This is a genomic window from Micromonospora sp. CPCC 205561, assembly GCF_036906775.1.
Lineage (GTDB): Bacteria > Actinomycetota > Actinomycetes > Mycobacteriales > Micromonosporaceae > Micromonospora.
This window is the reverse complement of record NZ_JBAKHV010000086.1, coordinates 1-18252: the sequence shown is the minus strand read 5'-3', so window position 1 is coordinate 18252 and position 18252 is coordinate 1. Positions and strand designations below refer to the sequence as shown.

Below are 18252 nucleotides of genomic sequence, written 5' to 3'. Positions count from 1 at the left end.
CCGACTCCGGCCCCCTGCCCGCCCCCGCCCACCGCCCGGCGGCGGCTCCCGGCCGCCCCGCCCACCCGCGCGGTGGGTGGCGCCCGGCCGCCCTCCGGCGGGCGACGGGTCCGTCCTTCCCTCCCGCCCTGACCCGGACGCCGCCGACCCCCACCGGCGGGACGCTCGCCTCGACCGGCCGGCCGCCTCGGCGCCCAGCGCCGGAGCACCGGCCCGCCCCGCCCCGCCGGTGTGATGTGTAAGCCGCCCACCGCGATTGACTGAGATCGATCGGTGTGCTATTAAAACGGCTTTGAGCGACGCAGAAAGCGGCGGAAATCCCCCTTTCCCGGATTCGGACACGGTCGGCGACCGGGGCGTGACACATTGCCTTTCGTCGTTGCATAATGGCCGCCGCACGTTGTCGCGCCGTCGGTTCCCGATGCGCCGACGTCAACCGGAGGGACAATTCTTGTGAAGCGCGACCACTCACCTGTGCTGCCTGGCGACGGTGCCACGGACTACGCGCGCTACATGCGTACGGACACGCTGCTCGACCTGCAACGGCGTCCGGAGGAGATGATCCACCGCGACGAGTTGCTCTTCCAGGTGGTGCACCAGTCCACCGAGCTGTGGCTGAAGCTGGCCGGGGCCGAACTGGTCGAGGCGGTCGCCCGGGTACGCGCCGGCGAGCCCGCGGCGGCCGAGCCGCTGCTGGCCCGGGCGACCCTCGGGGTCCGGCTGGTCACCGACCAGCTCGAGATGTTCGGCCACCTCTCCCCGGCCGACTTCAAGGCCATGCAGCCCGCGCTGGGCAAGGGATCCGGCGCCGAATCGCCCGGCTGGCGGCGGGTACAGGCCGCGAGCCGGCAGCTCGGACGGGCCTTCACCGACCACCTGGCCGCGCGGGGGATCACCCTGTCGACGCTGGGCCGACCGGACCCGACCGACCCCGTGCACCGCCTCGCCGAGGCGCTGATGGAGTGGGACGAGCGGGTGTCGCTGTGGCGGGTGCGGCACTACCAGACCGCCCTGCGCGTCGGCGGCCACGCTCCCGCCGGCGCCGAGGCGACGATGCTCGCCAAGCTCATCGGGCACCGGTTCTTCCCCGAACTGTGGCAGACCCGCCTGAAGCCCGCCGACGGATCGGTTGACAGTTCCCGTGCCAGCCGGCCGTAACAATCCCCACCCGCCAGTAATTGTCAATCCCCCTACCCGTGTGTCGCGGCCGAAATATCGAGGTGCGGTTCGTGCGTGAACTGACGAGTTGGCTGTCCGGCACCGCTGGGCCCGACAGTTTCCCCTACTCCCCCGTGCTGGCGGAGTTCCACCGGGTCGGTAAGCACTTCGTGGAAAAGGAACTGCTGGCCCTGCTCGACCAGGCCCGGTCGCAGGTGACGGCCTCGGCGCCTCCGGGGGACCCCGACGCCCGGCTGCTGGTGGACTTCCTCGACGTGGCGCTCGACAAGTGGGACGGCCGGTACGACTACCGAAGCTACCTGGGCCTGCGCCTGCTCCGGCTGCCGCACGACGACCGGGGGCGCGGCGACGGCGAGGGGCAGGGCGGTGGCGAGGGGCCGGCGGCCGGCACCGAGGAGGCCCGTCGGGGCCGTGACCTGCTCCTCGTCCGCCTGGTCGCCGACGCGCTGGCGTTCGAGCTGGCCGCCGACTCCGGCGCCACCGGCCTGCTGCCCGAGCAGCGCCCGGGCCGGGAGGTGGTGGCCAAGCGCTGCCGGCTCGGCGTCCGGGCCGCGTCCCCCGCCCTCGTGCGCGCCGGCCTGGCCGGAGCCGTCGACGCGGCGGCGACACCACAGACGCTGCGGGCCCTCGCCGCCGACCCCGACCCGGCCGGGGAACTGGCCCTGCGGCTGAGCATGCTGCCGGTCTACGTGTCACACGACGAGTACCTGTTCATCCGGGTGCTCCAGGCGTACGAATGCCTCTTCGCGGGGATCGCCGACGAGCTGCGCGGCACCATCGCGGCCCTGGCCGCCGGCCACGCGCGGCCGGCCGCCGGGCGGCTGGCGTACGCCCGCGAGCAGCTCACCGCCGCCGGGCCGCTCTTCTCGCTGCTGGCCACCATGCAGCCGGACGCCTTCCGCACGTTCCGGGAGTTCACCGAGGGTGCGAGCGCGATCCAGTCCCGCTCCTACAAGCTGATGGAGTCGCTGTGCCGCACCCCCGAGGGGTCGCGGCTGGGGTCGGCGGCCTACGAGCAGGTGCCGGAGGTACGCGACCTGGTGCACGCCGGGCAGCCCTCGATCGACGAGGCGTTCCGGGCGGCGACGCGCGACGGCCTGCTCCCCCCGCCGGACGACGACCTCGTGCGACGCGAGATGGCCGCGTTCGCCGCCGCCGTGGTGCAGTGGCGGCGCACCCACCACCGGCTGGCGACCCGAATGCTGGGCCCCCGCCCCGGCACCGGCTACACCGAGGGCACGCCCTACCTCGCCGCCGTGCGGTCGATCCCGGTCTTCACCTCCGTCCCCCACGACCCGCCTCCCCCGGCGCCGGGCGGGCCGGCCGGAGGTGGGGCCGAATGAACCGGACCGACACCGCGTCCGGTCCCGACTCGCCCGGATGCCTCGACGCCGCCGCGCACGCCGCCCTGCGCGCCGAGTTCCCGGTGCTGGACAGCTGCGTCTACCTGAACAACAACTCCACCGGCGCGGTGCCGAGGGGCGCGGAGCACGTGCTCACCGGCTACTGGGAGACGCTGCGCGGCTGGCGCGACGAGGTCTGGCAGGGCTGGCACGACGGCCTCGACCGGTACGCCGACACGGTCGCCGCCCTCATCGGCGCGCCCCCGGGCAGCGTGGTCACCGACGCGAACCTGAGCACCCTGCTCGCCCGGGTGGCGTCCTGTTTCGACTACCGCCCGCCGCGCGACCGGGTCGTGACCACCGACCTGGAGTACCCGACCGTGCCGTTCATCTGGAACGCCTTCCGCCGCTACGGGGCGCGCCCGGAGGTCGTCGGCTCGGCGGGCCCCCGCTTCGACGAGGACGCCCTCGAGGCGCGGATCGACGAGCGGACCCTGCTGGTGTGCGTACCGCACGCCAGCTTCTCCTCCGGGGCCACCATCGACCTGCCCCGGCTGGTCCGGCACGCCCACGACGTCGGCGCCCTGGTGGTCGTCGACGCCTTCCAGACCGTCGGGGTCGTACCGCTGGACGTGACGGCGCTCGGGGTCGACGTGGTCCTCGGCGGCGCCCACAAGTGGCTCTGCGGCGTCGGCACGGCCTTCCTCTACGTGCGCCCCGGCCTGGCGGCGCAGCTGGAGCCGGCGGCGACCGGCTGGCAGGCCGGCGACCGGGCGTTGACGTTCCAGCCGTCCACCGGCTGGGCGCCCGGCGCCCGGCGCTTCGCCGGCGGCACCCCGTTCCCCCTCACCTCGCTGGTCTCCCAGGTCGGCCTGGACCTGCTGGCCGGGGTCGGCCTCCCCGCGATCCGACGGCACTCGCTGGCCTGCACCGGGCGGATCCTGGAGCGGGCCGCCGCGGCCGGCATCGAGGTGGTCAGCCCGACCGAACCGCACCGGCGCGGCGGCGTCGTGTGCCTGGACATCGCCGACGGCGAGGCGGTCAAGCGGCGGCTGGTCGCCCGCGACATGGTCTGCAGCTGGCGGGGCTACCTGCGGGTCGGCCCGCACGTCTACAACACCCTCGACGAGATCGACGCGTTCATGGACGCCCTGCAAGAGGAGCTGGAACGGTGAATGTCACCCTGTCGCCGCGGGCGTTGATGAGCCTGCTCGCCAACGGGCCCAAGGCCATCGACGTGCTGGAGACGGCGCTCGGCCTGGGGCTGCTCGACGCGCTGGAGCCGGGGCCGGCCCGCCTCGGCGAGCTGGCCGCCCGCTTCGACGTGCGGCCCCTGCGGCTCTACAAGTTCCTCGACTGCCTGGAGAGCCTGGGCGTCGTCGCGCGCGACGAGCCGGACGACGACATCACGACGGCCACGTACCGCGCCGCGCCCGGCCTGCGCGACGCCGTCGCGGCGGTCGTCGGCCCGGACGCCGTCGAACGCGACCGGGACCGCTACCCGTGGCGCCGGCTGCACGGGCGGCTGACCGAGAGCCTGCGCGGCGAGGTCAGCATGGGCGACGACGACTTCGCGTGGCCGCCGAAGACCGACGAGCAGACCGCCGCCTTCGAGCGCAGCATGGCCGTCGGGCTCGGCCCGGTCATCGAGGCGGTGCACCGCAACGCCGAGCTGCTCTGGCCGGACCGGCGGCGCCTGCTGGACGTCGGCGGCGGCGACGGCACGCTCGCCGCGCACGTCCTCGACGACGCCCCCGGCCTGCGCGCCGACGTGTACAACCTGCCGGCCGTGGCGCCGCTGGTGGAGGCCACCCGGGCCGGGCGTGGGCACGCCGGTCGGCTGGGGTTCGTCGGTGGCGACTTCCTCGCCGAACCGCTGCCGTCGGGCTACGACGCCATGGCGTTCGTCCGGGTACTGCACGACTGGCCCAACGAGGTCGCCCGGCGGCTGGTGGAGAAGGCGTACGCGGCGCTCGAACCGGGCGGCATGCTGCTGATCTGCGAGGAGTTCCGCACCCCGGACCGGCTGGCGATGCAGTTCTTCTGGAGCTACTTCCTGATCGGGGTCGACAGCTGCGTCAGCCGGCTGCGGGAGGTCGAGTTCTACACCGGCCTGCTCAAGGAGGTCGGCTTCGACCGGGTGGCCGTGCTGCCCGGCGGCTGGGAGGTGATCCGCGCGTACAAGCCGGCGGACGGGGCGTGACCGACCCCGCCCCGGGGGCGGGGTGCCGGCTCCGCGCGGCGGGGCGTCGGCGAGAATGTGCCCGTGGTGAAGCGACCCCGCCGCGGGGCGGGCGACGGGTCCTGCCCCTGCGGCTCCGGCCAGCCGTACCCGCGGTGTTGCGGGCGGCTGCACCGGGGCGAGGCCGAGGCGGCGACCGCCGAGGCGCTGATGCGCTCCCGGTACGCCGCGTTCGTGCTCGGCGACACCGGCTACCTGCTGCGCAGCTGGCACTCCTCGACCCGGCCACGCCGGCTGGAGCTGGACGCGGGCCGGCGCTGGACCGGCCTGGAGGTCGTCGACACCGAGCGGGGCGGGCTGCTCGACGCCACCGGCACCGTCGAGTTCCGGGCCCACCACCGCGACGGCGGCCGCCCGGGGACACAGACCGAGCGCAGCCGCTTCGTCCGCGAGGACGGCCGCTGGGTCTACCTCGACGGGCTGCCGGGGTGACGCCCGGTCGCGGCGCGCCGCGACCGGGCGACGGTCACCCGTTGGCGGCGACCCCGACCGGCAGCCCGAGCCGGCGCACCGCCGCCGAGACCAGTTCGTCCGGCGTCAGCGACACGTCGAGCACCAGCACCGACTCGTCCGGGCGGGGCCGCTCCAGGGTGGCCAGCTGCGACTCCAACAGGCTCGCTGGCATGTAGTGCCCGGCGCGCCGGGCCATCCGCTCCCGGATCACCTCGGCCGGCCCGTCCAGGTGGACGAACTCCACGCTCGGCGGGCCGTGGCGCAGCACGTCGCGGTAGGACAGGCGCAGCGCCGAGCAGGCCAGCACCGTCGACACGCCGTCGGCGGCGCGGGCGGCCATCCACCCGGCCAGCGCCCCCAGCCACGGCTGGCGCGCGGCGTCGTCCAGCGGCACGCCGGCCCGCATACTGGCCACGTTCGCCGGCGAGTGGAACTCGTCCGCCTCGGCGAAGGTCAGTCCGGTCCGGGCGGCGATGCCCCGGGCCACCGTCGTCTTCCCGGCCCCGGAGACTCCCATCACGACCACGTGCCGCGTCGGGGTCGCCCCGGGGCCTCCCTCACCAGTCATGGACCGTGCCGTCCTGGAGCCGGTTGAACGGCAGGTAGGCCGGCACGTACGGGAACCGGGCGGCGGCCTCCTCGTCCAGCTCGACGCCGAGGCCGGGCTGCTCGCCCGGGTGCAGGTAGCCGTCGGTGAAGGTGAACGACTGCCGGAACACCTCGTTGGTGAGCGTGCCGTGCCGCATGTACTCCTGGATGCCGAAGTTGTGGATCGCCAGGTCCAGGTGGAGCGCGGCGGCCATACCCACCGGCGAGATGTCGGTCGGGCCGTGGATGCCGGACTTGATCTGGTACTGGGCCGCGAAGTCGAGCAGCTTGCGCATGGCCGTGATGCCGCCGGTGTGGGTGACGGCGGAGCGGACGTAGTCGATCAGCTGCTCGCGGATGAGCGTCTGGTAGTCCCAGACGGTGTTGAAGACCTCGCCGATCGCCAGCGGCGTGGTGGTGTGCTGGCGGACCAGCCGCAGCGCCTCCTGGTTCTCCGCCGGGGTGCAGTCCTCCAGCCAGAACAGGTCGTACGGCTCCAGCGCCTTGCCGAGCTTGGCGGCCTGGATCGGGGTCATCCGGTGGTGGCCGTCGTGCAGCAGCGGCAGCTCCGGGCCGAACTCGTTGCGGACCGCCTCGAACACGCCCGGCAGGTGCCGCAGGTAGGAGCGGGTGTCCCAGTCCTCCTCGGCCGGCAGCGGGATGCGCTGCGCCGGCTCGTAGTCGTACCGCTTGCCGTCGGCGCTGGGCTGGCTGGCGACCCCGTACACGGCGTTGATGCCCGGCACCGAGGTCTGCACCCGGATCGAGCGGTAGCCCTGTTCGAGGTGCCGGCGGATCGAGTCGAACAGCTCCGGCAGGTCGCGGCCGGAGGCGTGCCCGTAGGCCATGATCCCGGTGCGCGACGCCCCGCCGAGCAGCTGGTAGAGCGGCATGCCGGCGGCCTTGGCCTTGATGTCCCACAGGGCCACGTCGACCGCCGCGATGGCGGCCATGGTCACCGGCCCCCGACGCCAGTACGCCGAGCGGTAGAGGAACTGCCAGGCATCCTCGATGCGGTGCGCGTCGCGGCCGATCAGCAGCGGCACGACGTGGTCGCGCAGGTACGAGGCGACGGAGAGTTCCCGCCCGTTGAGGGTGCCGTCGCCCAGTCCGGTGAGGCCGTCGTCGGTGGTGATCTTCAGGGTGACGAAGTTGCGGTCGGGGCTGGAGACGATGACGTCGGCGGCGACGATCTTCACGGGATGCCTTTCTTCTTCGGGGTGCTCGGCGGTCAGCGGAGGACGTCTCCGGCCTCGTGCCCGTCGAGGAGGGACAGTTCGGCGCGGCGCGGCAGGCCTTCCCAGTCGCCCGGGCTGGAGACCGCGAAGGCGCCGAGGGTGGCCGCCCGGCGCAGCCGACCGGCCAGGTCGAGCCCGTCGAACCAGCCGGACAGGTAGCCGGCGGTGAACGCGTCCCCGGCGCCGACGGCGTCGACGGCGGTCACGCTCAGCGCGCCGACCCGCTCGACCCCGTCGCGGGTGTGCGCGCGGGCGCCGTCGGAGCCCAACTTGACCAGGACGGTCCGCACGCCCCGCCGCAGCAGCTCGGCCACCACGGTGGACTCGTCGGCCCCGGGCTCGCCGACGAGGTCCAACTCGTCGGCGGAGGCGATGACGACCGAGGCGTACCCCGCCAGCGGGGTGAGCACCTCGCGGGCGGCGTCGCGGGACCAGAGCCGGTCACGGTGGTTCACGTCGAGGCAGACCGGGATGCCGGCGGCGACGGCGGCCTCGGCCGCCCACCGGGTGGCCGCGCGGGCGGTGTCGGAGAGCGCCGGGGTGATCCCGCTCAGGTGCAGCGCCCGTGCCCCGGCGGCCAGCGGGGCCCGCAGGTCGTCGACGTCGAGCGCGGAGCCGGCCGAGCCGGCCCGGTGGTACTGCACCCGGGTCAGGTCGGCGGTGCGTCGCTCCAGGAACATCAGGCCGGTCGGCCGGTCCGGGTCGCGCGTCACGCCGTCGACGGCGACGCCCTCGGCGCGCAGCTGACGCAGCACGTACTCGCCGAGCTCGTCGGCGCCCACCCGGCCGGCCCAGGCCGCGCGGTGGCCCAGCCGGGCCACCGCGACCGCCACGTTGGACTCCGCGCCGGCGAGGTGCATGGTCAGCGCTCCCCCGGCGGCGAGCGGGCCGGCCGAGCGCAGCGACACCAGGGCCTCGCCGACCGTGAGCAGGTCCGGCGCGGTCATGATCCGCTCAGCTCCCGCACGGCGGCGAGGTAGGTGCGCGCCCGCGACCGCAGCGCGTCCAGGTCGCCGCCGGAGGCGGCGTCGCCGACCAGGGGCCCGCCGAGGCCGACCGCGATCGCGCCGGCCCGGAAGTAGCCGGGCACGTCGTCGGGGCCGACGCCGCCGACCGCGACGAACGGGATGTCGGGGAAAGGGTCGCGCACCGCCCTGAGGTACGCCGGGCCCCCGACCGACGCCGGGAAGAGCTTGACCACCGAGGCCCCCATCCGCGTCGCGGTGTACGCCTCGGTCGGGGTGAGCGCCCCGGCGGCGACCGGGAGGCCGCGCCGGGCCGCCTCGGCGATCGACTCGACCACGGCGGGCGTGACCACGAACTGCGCGCCCGCGGCGGCCACGTCGGCGACGTCGGCGGTGGTGAGCACCGTGCCGGCGCCGACCAGGGAGCCGGCGGGGGCGACCGCGCGCAGCGCCTCGATCGCCTGCAGGGCGTCCGGCGTGGTGAGGGCCACCTCGACGACGCGTACGCCCTCCTGGAGCAGTGCGGTGCCCGCCGCGACGGCGGCGGCGGTGTCGGTGCCGCGGATGATCGCGAGGACGCGGGCGGCGGTGAGTTCGGCGGTGAGGTTGACGCTCATGTGATCACCATTCCGCGTAGGAGCCGTCGAGGTGGCGCCACGTCGGGCTGCGCCAGGCGTGCCCGCGCTTGTCCGCCGCCCGTACGGCGTGCTCGTCGATCTCGATGCCGAGGCCGGGTGCCGTGAGCCGCTCGACGTACCCGTCGACGAAGGTCAGCGGGGTCTTGTCGAGGCAGTAGTCGAGCACCTCGGCGCCGAGGTTGTAGTGGATGCCGATGCTCTGTTCCTGGATCAGGTAGTTCGGCGTGGCGAAGCCGACCTGGAGGCAGGCGGCGAGCGCGATCGGCCCGAGCGGGCAGTGCGGGGCGAGCTGCACGTCGTACACCTCGGCCAGCGCGGCGATCTTGCGGACCTCGGTGATGCCGCCGGCGTGCGAGAGGTCCGGCTGGGCGACCGCGATGCCGGCCTGGAGCACCGGCAGGAACTCCTGCCGGTTGTAGAGCCGCTCCCCCGTCGACACCGGCGTGGTGGTGGAGCGGACGAAATCGCCGATGAGGTGCGAGTTCTCCGGCACCACCGGCTCCTCCAGGAAGAACGGCCGGTACGGCTCCAGCAGCGGCGCGACCCGGCGGGCGGTGGCGAGGGTGAACCGGCCGTGGAAGTCGACCGCCACGTCCCGCTCGTCGCCGAGCACCTCGCGGGCGGCGGCCACCCGCTGCACGACGCCGTCGATCTCGGCGACGGACGCCACCGAGCTCATCCGGCCCGAGGCGTTCATCTTCACCGCGGTCAGGCCCGTGGCGACGGCGGCGGCGATCTGGTCGCGGACCTCGCCGGGCTCGTCGCCGCCGACCCAGCCGTAGACCCGGATCCGGTCCCGGACCGGGCCGCCGAGCAGCTGGTGCACCGGCGCGCCGAAGTGCTTGCCGGCGATGTCCCACAGCGCCTGGTCGAGCCCGGCGACGGCGCTGGCCAGGATCGGCCCGCCCCGGTAGAACGAGCCCTTCGTCATGACCTGCCAGTGGTCCTCGATGCGCAGCGCGTCCCGGCCGACGAGCAGCTCGCTGAGCTGCTCGACGGCGGTGCGGACGGTCTCCGAGCGGCCCTCGCAGGTCGCCTCGCCCCAGCCGACGATCCCGGAGGACGTCTCGACCCGGACGAACAGCCACCGCGGCGCGACGAGGAAGGTCTCCACCCGTTCGATCGTGGTCATGCTGTCCTCAGCCCTTCGTGGCGCCGGCGGTCAGGCCGGAGACGACGTACTTCTGCACGAACAGGGCGATCAGCATGATCGGCAGGGTCACCACGGTGGCCGCCGCCATCAGGCCGCCCCAGTCGATGCTGGCGTAGCCGACGAAGTCGAAGATCGCCACGGGGAGCGTCTTGGTGTCCGCCCCGGAGAGCACGAGGGCGAACATGAAGTTGTTCCAGGAGAAGATGAAGGACAGGATGCCGGCGGTGGCGATGCCGGGCACCGACAGCGGCAGGGTGATCCGGCGGAACGCGCCGATGTGGGTCAGCCCGTCGACCAGCGCCGCCTCCTCGAGCTCGGTCGGCAGGCCGTCGAAGTAGCCCATCATGATGTAGACGATCAGCGGCAGCGACACGAACATGTGGCTGAGGATCAGCACGGTGAACCCGCCGACCATCTGCAGGTTCGAGAAGACGTAGTACCAGGGCACCAGCAGCGAGACGCCGGGGATGACCCGCGCCATCAACACGACGAGCGCCGACTTCTTCATGTTGAAGCGGCTCATCGAGTACGCGGCGGGCACGCCGAGCAGGAGCGAGAGCACGGTGGCGGCGAGCGCCACCCAGAGGCTGTTGCCGATGAACTGGACGTAGTTGGCCTGCTGGAGGACGTTGGAGTAGTTGTCCAACGTCGGGGAGAAGACGAACGCCTTGTCGGTGTCGTAGATGTCGACGTTCGTCTTCAGCGACGCGGCGACCATCCAGACCAGCGGCGCGATCAGCGACAGCACGACGAGGACGAGGGCCACCGTCCGGAAGATCTTGTACGGCCTGCGCAGCTTCATCGGTCCAGCCCCTTCTTGCGGTAGGTCAGGGCCCACATCACCCCGATGATGATCAGGAAGAAGATGATGAGGACGGTCGATGAGACGCCGTAGTCGTTGTAGTCGAAGCTGAGCCCGTAGGCGTAGACGTTGAGGGTCTCCACCTCGTGGAACGACCCGCCGCCGCGCCCCTTGGTGGCGTAGAGGATGTCGAACGTCTTCAGGGCGTCGATGCCGCGCAGCAGGATGGCGACGATCACGGTGGGCATCAGCAGCGGCAGCGTGACGTGCCGGAACCGCTGCCAGGTGCTGGCGCCGTCGATCAGCGCGGCCTCCTGCGGCTCGTCGGAGAGCGACGTCAGGCCCGCGAGCAGGATCAGCACCACCATCGGCGTCCACTGCCAGATGTCGATGAACATCGTCGTGGGCAGGGCCGAGCTCTGCCCGGCCAGCCAGGGCTGGGGGCCGACGCCGAACCAGCCGAGCACCTGGTTGGCCATCCCGATGTTGGGATCGAAGATCAGCCGCCACATCATGCCGACCGCGACCGGCGTGGCCACCAGCGGCAGGAGGATCGCGACGCGGACCCACTTCTCGCCGCGGAACGGCCGCCACAGCAGCAGGGCGATCGCCATGCCGAGGACGACCTCGAAGAAGAGCACGACCCCGGTGAAGAGCCCGGTACGCCAGACGGCCGGCCAGAACCGGTCGGTGTCGCGGAGCACGTCGAGGTAGTTCTGCAGGCCGATGAACTGGCTCTCGGCGCGCACCGAACCCTCGGCGTCGGTCAGGCTCAGGTAGCCGGTCCAGGCGACCGGGAAGACGATCAGCACGGCGACGAACAACATGGCGGGTGCCGCGAAGAGCCACTTGCGGTGCTCGTTGGCCCAGCGCGACCAGCCCGACGTCTCCGGGGACGCAGGACGGGCCTCGGGCGATCTCTTGACTGGTGTGGTGAGGGCTGACATCAGGTCTCCGGGTGGGTCAGGGCCAGCGTCCCGACGCGGGGTGGCGGAGCCGAGCGGCTCCGCCACCTGCGCTTCGGGCTACTTCGCCTCGTCGTCGAGGAACTTCTGGAACGCCTCGTTGGCCGCGTCCGCCGAGGCGGCCGGGTCCTTGCCGGTGATCGCGTCGACGATCGGCTGACCGACGATCTCCCGCGCCTGGGCGACCTTCTCGACCAGCGGCCGGTCGTGGCCGACGCCGTTGGCGGTGCTGACCGTGGTGGCCTCGGCGAGGTCCTTCGGGTAGGTCGCCGCGCCCTCGGGGTTCTCCCAGACGGACGTGCGGGCGCTGGGGACGCCGGCCTTCTGCTGCGCCAGCGCCTGCTCCTTGCCGGCCGCCCACTGGATGAACTTCCAGGCGTTGTCCTGGTTCTTGGACGACTCGTTGACGCCCAGCGCCCAGGAGGGGATGTTGTACGGCTTCGAGCCGGCCGGGCCGGCCGGGAAGGCCGCGAACCCGACGGTCTGGGAGACCTTCGACTTGGCCGGGTCGGTGGCGTTCTTGTAGAGCGAGTTGGCCTCGGTGTAGAAGGCCGCCTTGCCCTGGGTGAAGATCGCCATGGCCTCGGACCAGCTCATGTCGGTGCTGATGTTCTCCGGCCCGTGCTCGCGCAGCAGCCCGCCGTAGTAGGCGTACGCCTGCTTGGCCTGCTCCGAGTTCACCGCGGCCTTGCCGTTGGCGTCGACGAAGTCGCCGCCGAAGCTGTAGAGGAAGCTGGAGAACTGGGTGACCGCGGCGGCCTTGCCGGTGCGCGAGACGAAGCCGGCCACGCCGGGGTTGTCCGCCTCGACCTTGGCCGCCTGCGCCTTGAGCTCGTCGAGGGACTTCGGCGGGGCGGTGAAGCCTGACTTCTCCAGCAGGTCCTTGCGGTAGTAGAGGACCTCCTGCTCGGTGATGATCGGCACGCCGACCACCTTGTCCTCGTACGTCGTGGCCTGCACCGGGCCGGACTGGAAGTCGGCGATCTCGAACGCGCTGTCCGACTTGCTCTTCTCGGTCAGGTCGGCGAGGTACTTGTTCTTGGCGAACAGCTTCCCCTCCTGCAGCGGCCGGTACATCATCACGTCCAGGTCCGTGGACCCGGCGTTCAGCTTGACGTTGTACTGGTCGGAGAGCTGGTCCTCACCGAGCTGGGTGACCTCCACCTTCAGGCCCGACTGCTTCTCGAACTCCGGCAGGGCCTTCTTGATGTTCTCCGTCCAGACGTGGTTCACCAGCGTCACCCGAACGGTGTTCGAGCCGCCGGCGTCGTCCCCGCCGCCACCGCAGGCGGACAGGCCGAGGGCGACGACCATCGCCAGGGAAGTCCCGATAACTGATCGACGTCTCACGTCCAACTCTCCTTATGCCGTGGCCGTGGCCGCCGACCCGTCGGGAGGGCTGCCACCTCGCGGTTTACATCCGCTTAACTTCGAGATGCTAGGTCGAAAAAGCAGACTTATACAAGGGGTACACCTAACTGATATGCTCCATCGCGTGGAATCGTCCTCCCCGGGGGCTGTAGCCGCCCAGCTCGCCCCTGTCGAGGCGGGGCTGCACGCACGCGTCCTCGAACGCCTCGGCACCGCCATCTGCGGCGGCGAGCTGGCGCCCGGGTCGGTGCTCAACATCGACGACCTGGTGGAGCGGTACGCCGTGTCCCGCTCGGTCGTCCGCGAGGTGCTCCGGGTGCTCGCCTCGATCGGCTTCATCGAGACCCGGCGCCGCGTCGGGGTCATGATCCGCCCACCGGACGCCTGGAACGTCTTCGATCCGCAGGTGATCCGCTGGCGGCTCGCCTCGGCCGGGCGCATCGTCCAGCTCCGCTCGATCACTGAGCTGCGCACCGCCGTCGAGCCGCACGCCGCCTGGCTCGCCGCCAGCCGGGTGGGCCACGACGAGGCCAGCGACCTCGTCGGGCTCGCGGCCAAGATGTGGGCCGCCGGCAAGGCCGGCGACGAGGAGCGCTTCCTCCAGCTCGACATAGAGTTCCACCGACGGATCCTGGTCGCCTCCGGCAACGAGATGTTCGTCCGGTTGCAGGACCTGATCGCGGAGGTGCTCACGGGCCGGCACCAGCACCACCTCATGCCGCACCACCCGCACGAGCAGGCCCTGCAACTGCACGCGGAGGTCGCCCAGGCGATCCAGCGGCGCGACGGCGAGCGCGCCCGCCGGGCCATGGTGCAGCTCATGGAGCAGGCCTTCGACGAGATGAGTTCGATCTGGGAGCAGACCGGCGAGGTCGCCGGCGCCTGACCGCGCGCCCCCAACGCCCGCTGGGCAGGGGCGTATGCTGGTGGCGGCGCCGTCCCGCGCCTCACCTCCTTTCCGGTGCTCACGCCACCGGCGTCGCGGAGGCAAAGGGAGCCTCGCGCTCTCGGGGCGCCGTGCCACATGCCCTCTCCGGCGCGGTCGACGGGAGCGTGGGTCCCTGCGACCCGCGCCGTCGACAGGGAGCATGTGATGACGCGTCACAAGTCGTTCAAGACCCGGGTCCGGGCCCGCATGGTGAAGACGGGCGAGAGCTACACCGCCGCCCGCCGTCACCTCGCCGCCCGGCCGGCCGAGGTCGGGCCGGCGGCCGCGCCGCCCGGCGCCCCGACGCCCGCGGCGGGCACCGCCGGACAGACCGGACGGATCTCCGACGCGCTGCTCCGCGAACGCACCGGCCGCGGCTGGGACGGGTGGTTCGGCCTCCTCGACGCCTGGGGCGCCACCGGGCGTACGCACACCGAGATCGCCCGCTGGCTGGTCGCCGCGCACGAGTTGCCGGGCTGGTGGGCCCAGACCCTCACCGTCGGCTACGAGCAGACGCGGGGCCTGCGCGCCCCCGGCCAGCGGCGCGGGGGCGACTTCTCCGCCGCCGGCAGCCGGACGGTGCACGTACCGGTGCAACGGCTCTTCGACGCCTTCGCCGACGAGACGCTGCGCCGCCGGTGGCTGCCCGACGCCATGGTCCGGGTCCGCACGGCCACCGCCGCACGGACGTTCCGGGCCGACTGGGCCGACGGCCCGACCCGGCTCGTGGTCGGCTTCCAGGGCCTGGGCGCGGCGAAGTCCCGGGTGTCGGTGCAGCACGAGAAGCTGACCGGGCCGGAGCAGGCGGCGCGGCTGAAGGCGTACTGGCGGGACCGGCTCGCCGCGCTCAAGGAACTGCTGGAGGGGGAGGCCGGATGAGCACGACGTCCGTGAACCTGCCGGTGCGCGACCTGGGCGTGGCCACGGAGTTCCTCCGTGCGATCGGCTTCGCCGCCGCCGAGCCCGCCCCCGGACGGCACCAGTGCTCCTTCCCGCATCTCGGCGGCTGACGGGCCCGGCGGCGGTCCGGGGCGACCGCCGCCGGGCCCGCGTCAGCCGGCGGGTCCGGCGGTCGCCCGCCGCGGCCGGCGGCGGGCGGGACGGCCGGCGCGGGTCGCCAGGAGCAGCGCCACGATCAGGTACGGCACCGCGGCCACCGCGAAGGCCATCCCGTTGCCGGCCCCGGTGGCGAGCAGGCCGTACCCGCCGTAGACCGCGATGATCGTCGCGTCGGTCGCCATGCCGGCCAGCGACGTCACGGTGGCCCGGCTGCCGCCGGTGATCCGGGCCTGCAATCGGGCGTCGGCGAGCACGGTGGCGAGCTGGAAGCCGCAGAACGCGGCCGCGACCAGCACGAAGCCCGCCGGCCGGGCGAGCAGCGCCCCGACGGCCAGGGCCACGGCGGACGCCGCCAGCAGCCCGGCGTACCCACGGGAGGTCAGCCGCTCCCCCGCCGGGGCCAGCAGCCCGCCCGCGCCCACCCCGAGCCAGGTGAGCAGGAGCAGCAGCGGCACGGTCGCCTCGTCGACGCCGGTGTCCCGGGCCAGCAGCGGGGTGTACTCGTCCAGCGCCCCCCAGACCGCCGCGACCACGGCCACCAGCAGCACCGCCGCGCGGACGCTCCGGTCGGCGTGGGCCTCGGCGAGCCCCGACCGCAGGCTCGCCCACCAGCCGGGCTCCTCGTCGTGGTCCGGCCCGACGGCGAGCCCGCCCCGCCCGGATCCTCCGTCGACCAGGACGCCGCCGGGCACGGCGGTGGCGGGCTCGGCCGGCGCGGCGGTGGCGGAGGCAGCCTCGGCCGGCGCGGCGGTGGCGGGCGCGGGGTGGCGGTGTTCCGGGAGGCGGGTCGCGACGGCGGCGGCGAGCAGGCAGGCGAGCACGCTCGCCGCGCCGACGGCCGGATAGCCGCCGAGGGCGAACACCGGGCCCGCCAGCAGGATCGAGGCGAGCACACCGAGCGTCTCGGCCGTCTTCGCCCGGCCGATCACCCGGGCGTACCGGCCGGCGGCGTCGAGCCGGTCGAGCTCGGTGAAGAGCAGCGCCTCCAGCGCCCCCGACGCGAGCGCCCCGCCGGCGCCCCAGAGCACGAACCCGACGGCGAAGGCCGGGTAGGAGGGCAGCAGCACCCAGAGGGCGAAGCCGGCGGCGGTGACCAACGGCGCGAGGCAGAGCAGCAGCCGTCGGGAGACCGCGTCGGCGAACGCGCCGGAGGGCACCTCCAGCAGGATGCTGGCGGCCGACCAGATCACGAACAGCGACGAGATCTGCCACACCGACAGGCCGGTGTCGCTGAACAGCAGCGCGTACAGCGGGTAGAGCAGGACGAACTCGCCGAGGAACGCGTACCCGTAGAGGGTCGCCGCGAGGCGGCGGACCCGCGGGTCGGGCACGCGCGAAGGGTGGACAGTCATGGGACCTTCCTGTGGGGACGAAACGGGCGCCGGACGTACGGCGACCGTGGCGGCCCACGGCAGTGGCCCCTAGCAGTGCGTCAACATCGCCACGTCATGCCGGCGATGGTAGTCGCGCCGGCCCGGGCGGTCACGCCCGTTCGCCGGACGGCCGTCGGGGGGTGGGATCCGGCCGGATCCCACCCCCCGACGGCGCGCGCGTGGTCAGCGGCGGCGCGGCTCGTCCACCGGCGGGATGACCATGGTGGCCTCGCTGTCGTCGCCGGCCGGGCGGGCCGGGACGGGGTGCGCGACGACCTGGGTCGCCTCCGGGTCGCCCTGGCGCGGCACCGGCACGGTCGGGTCGGCGTCGAGGCGCGGGCCGGGCACCACCTGGGTCGTGTCCGGGTCGGCGTCGGCGCGCCGGGCGGAGACCACCTGGGTGGCCTCCGGGTCGACGCCAACGCGCGGCGCGGAGACGACCTGGGTGGCCTCCGGGTCGACGCCGGGCGCCGGGGCACCGTCGCCCGGCGTGCCGACGAGATGGGCCTCGCTGTCGCGGCGACCGGCCTGGTAGGCGCGGGCGTGGGTGGCGATCAGCCGCGACTCCTGCTCGGCCCGGGTCAGCCACGACTCCCAACGGCTCTGCATGGGACGGACCAGCCCACCACCGACCCCGACGACGAGGATGCCGCCGACGGTCGCCAGCACGGCTACCAGCACCGGGGTGGTGACCGCGGTGGCCACGCCGATCTGGTTGAGCGCGGCGATCACGCCCAGGCCGAGGATGAACGCCGAGGCCAGGGTGGCCAGGAACCGACCGTACGACAGCCCGCCCAGGGCGCCGCTGACGATGTCCTTCACCGCGTTGGCGATGGCCGCGGCGACCACGACGATGACGATCGCGACGAAGGCGCGGGGCAGCCAGGCGATCACCCCGGCGATCAGGTCCGAGATCGGGTTGGGGCCCCAGATCCCGAAGGCCAGCTGGAGGGTCACCAGCAGCACCCCGTAGTAGGCGAGCCGGGCGACGATGTCGCTGGCGTCGTAGCGGGAACGGGCCAGGGCCCGGCGGATCCCGCCGCGCTCGACGGCGCGGTCGAAGCCGACCCGCTCCAGCACCTTGTCGACGACCTTCAGCACGGCCTTGGCGATCAGCCAACCGACCACCAGGATGGCCACGAAGGCGACGGCCTTCGGCAGGAACAGCAGCACGGACCGGAGGGTGTCCCCCACCGCGTCGCCGAAGCGCTCTCTCATCGGAATTCCTCCACACCGCGTCCGGTTCGTCGAGCCCGACCTACCCGTGGCGGCGACGGGGGAAACACCCGGGTCAGCGACGCCGGCAGTCGTAGGAGACCGGGGCCTGTGCCTGTACCGGGGACGGGGAGGTGACGTTGACCGTGGCGGTCTCGGTCGTGGTGCCCACGCCGCTGAAGGCCCAGCGCAGCGTCAGCTCGACGGTGCGCTGCCCACGCCCGATGCGCTCGGTCAGCAGGCTGCCGGGGGCGCTGCCGGAGCGCAGCCACTGGTAGCGGACCACCCCCGCCCGACCGTTGGTCGTCACCGTGGCCACCACGTCCACGGTGACGTCGCAGCGGTCCCCCGCCGGCCGGGGAACCGCCACCGTCACCCCGGTCAGCTCCAGCGGGCTGATGCGCTGCCACAGCAGCAGACCGACGGCGGCGAGCAGCGCGACCGTCAGCAGGGTGGAAAGCACTGAGACCACGATCCGCCACCCCGGGCGCCGCCGCGGCGCCGTCGCCGTCGGCCACGCGGGCGCCGACGGGGGCACCGCCGGCACGCCCGGCCCGAACCGCACCTCCCCGCCCGCCGGCCCGACGAAGACGGGGCCCGCTCCGGCGCTGGTGAGGTGCCCGGTGCCGGCGGCGGCCGTGGGGGAGCTCTGCCACACCGGGGCGGGCCGGCCCCGTCGGTCTTCGTACCCTCGGCGGAGGCGCTGTCCGCCGTCCTCGCACCCGGTGCCCGGGCGCCCC

19 protein-coding genes are annotated in these 18252 nt (G+C 73.5%); 8 read left to right on the top strand and 11 right to left on the bottom strand.

The features are described 5' to 3' along the window. Positions 1-453: 453 nt before the first annotated feature. The 5 genes from V6V16_RS26725 to V6V16_RS26705 all read left to right on the top strand — a co-directional run bounded on the left by V6V16_RS26725 (position 454) and on the right by V6V16_RS26705 (position 5196). On the top strand, positions 454-1158 hold the full coding sequence (locus V6V16_RS26725; protein WP_334566490.1) for a tryptophan 2,3-dioxygenase family protein: 705 nt from the start codon (positions 454-456) through the stop codon (positions 1156-1158). A gap of 62 nt (positions 1159-1220) precedes the next feature. Further along, the gene (locus tag V6V16_RS26720) at positions 1221-2522 is read left to right on the top strand and encodes a tryptophan 2,3-dioxygenase family protein (protein ID WP_334566487.1); all 1302 of its coding nucleotides are present in this window, start codon (positions 1221-1223) and stop codon (positions 2520-2522) included. Continuing rightward, positions 2519-3697, top strand: a complete 1179-nt coding sequence (locus V6V16_RS26715; protein WP_334566485.1) for an aminotransferase class V-fold PLP-dependent enzyme — start codon at positions 2519-2521, stop codon at positions 3695-3697. The genes V6V16_RS26720 and V6V16_RS26715 overlap by 4 nt, the downstream gene beginning before the upstream one ends. Next, positions 3694-4725: a methyltransferase gene (locus V6V16_RS26710; protein ID WP_334566483.1), complete on the top strand. Its 1032-nt coding sequence runs from the start codon at positions 3694-3696 to the stop codon at positions 4723-4725. The genes V6V16_RS26715 and V6V16_RS26710 overlap by 4 nt, the downstream gene beginning before the upstream one ends. A 63-nt stretch (positions 4726-4788) precedes the next feature. After that, the gene (locus V6V16_RS26705; protein WP_334566481.1) at positions 4789-5196 is read left to right on the top strand and encodes a YchJ family protein; all 408 of its coding nucleotides are present in this window, start codon (positions 4789-4791) and stop codon (positions 5194-5196) included. A 34-nt stretch (positions 5197-5230) separates the two neighbouring features. Here V6V16_RS26705 and V6V16_RS26700 read toward each other — a convergent pair whose 3' ends face one another. From V6V16_RS26700 to V6V16_RS26665, 8 genes are all read right to left on the bottom strand, one after another. Further along, a complete protein-coding gene (locus V6V16_RS26700; protein ID WP_334566479.1) occupies positions 5231-5785 on the bottom strand; it encodes a gluconokinase in 555 nt (184 codons plus the stop codon). Next, on the bottom strand, positions 5775-7040 hold the full coding sequence (gene manD, locus V6V16_RS26695; protein WP_334566493.1) for a D-mannonate dehydratase ManD: 1266 nt from the start codon (positions 7038-7040) through the stop codon (positions 5775-5777). Before manD ends, V6V16_RS26700 begins: the two co-directional genes overlap by 11 nt. Next, positions 7037-7990 (bottom strand): sugar kinase, encoded by a 954-nt coding sequence (locus V6V16_RS26690; RefSeq protein WP_334566477.1) that lies wholly within the window; start codon positions 7988-7990, stop codon positions 7037-7039. The genes manD and V6V16_RS26690 overlap by 4 nt, the downstream gene beginning before the upstream one ends. After that, positions 7987-8625, bottom strand: coding sequence for a bifunctional 4-hydroxy-2-oxoglutarate aldolase/2-dehydro-3-deoxy-phosphogluconate aldolase (locus V6V16_RS26685; RefSeq protein WP_334566475.1), 639 nt, complete (start codon positions 8623-8625; stop codon positions 7987-7989). The genes V6V16_RS26690 and V6V16_RS26685 overlap by 4 nt, the downstream gene beginning before the upstream one ends. 4 nt (positions 8626-8629) lie before the next feature. After that, complete coding sequence (gene dgoD / locus V6V16_RS26680) at positions 8630-9778, bottom strand: galactonate dehydratase (protein WP_334566473.1); 1149 nt, start codon at positions 9776-9778, stop codon at positions 8630-8632. A 7-nt stretch (positions 9779-9785) separates the two neighbouring features. Continuing rightward, positions 9786-10601, bottom strand: a complete 816-nt coding sequence (locus V6V16_RS26675; RefSeq protein WP_334566470.1) for a carbohydrate ABC transporter permease — start codon at positions 10599-10601, stop codon at positions 9786-9788. Continuing rightward, complete coding sequence (locus V6V16_RS26670; RefSeq protein ID WP_334566469.1) at positions 10598-11548, bottom strand: carbohydrate ABC transporter permease; 951 nt, start codon at positions 11546-11548, stop codon at positions 10598-10600. The genes V6V16_RS26675 and V6V16_RS26670 overlap by 4 nt, the downstream gene beginning before the upstream one ends. Positions 11549-11626: 78 nt before the next feature. Then, positions 11627-12916 carry an ABC transporter substrate-binding protein gene (locus V6V16_RS26665; RefSeq protein ID WP_334566467.1) on the bottom strand — a complete coding sequence of 430 codons (1290 nt, stop codon included), beginning with the start codon at positions 12914-12916 and terminating at the stop codon, positions 11627-11629. A 145-nt stretch (positions 12917-13061) separates the two neighbouring features. Between V6V16_RS26665 and V6V16_RS26660 the strand changes: the two genes are divergently transcribed. The 3 genes from V6V16_RS26660 (at position 13062) to V6V16_RS26650 (ending at position 14875) form a co-directional block, all read left to right on the top strand. After that, on the top strand, positions 13062-13823 hold the full coding sequence (locus tag V6V16_RS26660; RefSeq protein ID WP_334566465.1) for a FadR/GntR family transcriptional regulator: 762 nt from the start codon (positions 13062-13064) through the stop codon (positions 13821-13823). Positions 13824-14030: 207 nt separating this feature from the next. Beyond that, entirely contained in the window at positions 14031-14744 is a 714-nt protein-coding gene (locus tag V6V16_RS26655) for a hypothetical protein (RefSeq protein ID WP_334566462.1), read from the top strand. Continuing rightward, the gene (locus V6V16_RS26650; protein WP_334566460.1) at positions 14741-14875 is read left to right on the top strand and encodes a hypothetical protein; all 135 of its coding nucleotides are present in this window, start codon (positions 14741-14743) and stop codon (positions 14873-14875) included. Before V6V16_RS26655 ends, V6V16_RS26650 begins: the two co-directional genes overlap by 4 nt. Before the next feature lie 42 nt (positions 14876-14917). On the opposite strand, the gene V6V16_RS26645 is transcribed toward V6V16_RS26650, so the two are convergent. The 3 genes from V6V16_RS26645 to V6V16_RS26635 all read right to left on the bottom strand — a co-directional run bounded on the left by V6V16_RS26645 (position 14918) and on the right by V6V16_RS26635 (position 17984). After that, on the bottom strand, positions 14918-16276 hold the full coding sequence (locus V6V16_RS26645) for an MFS transporter (RefSeq protein WP_334566457.1): 1359 nt from the start codon (positions 16274-16276) through the stop codon (positions 14918-14920). Positions 16277-16480: 204 nt separating this feature from the next. After that, entirely contained in the window at positions 16481-17515 is a 1035-nt protein-coding gene (locus V6V16_RS26640) for a mechanosensitive ion channel family protein (RefSeq protein WP_334566455.1), read from the bottom strand. A gap of 73 nt (positions 17516-17588) precedes the next feature. Continuing rightward, positions 17589-17984 carry a hypothetical protein gene (locus V6V16_RS26635; RefSeq protein WP_334566452.1) on the bottom strand — a complete coding sequence of 132 codons (396 nt, stop codon included), beginning with the start codon at positions 17982-17984 and terminating at the stop codon, positions 17589-17591. Positions 17985-18252: the final 268 nt, after the last annotated feature.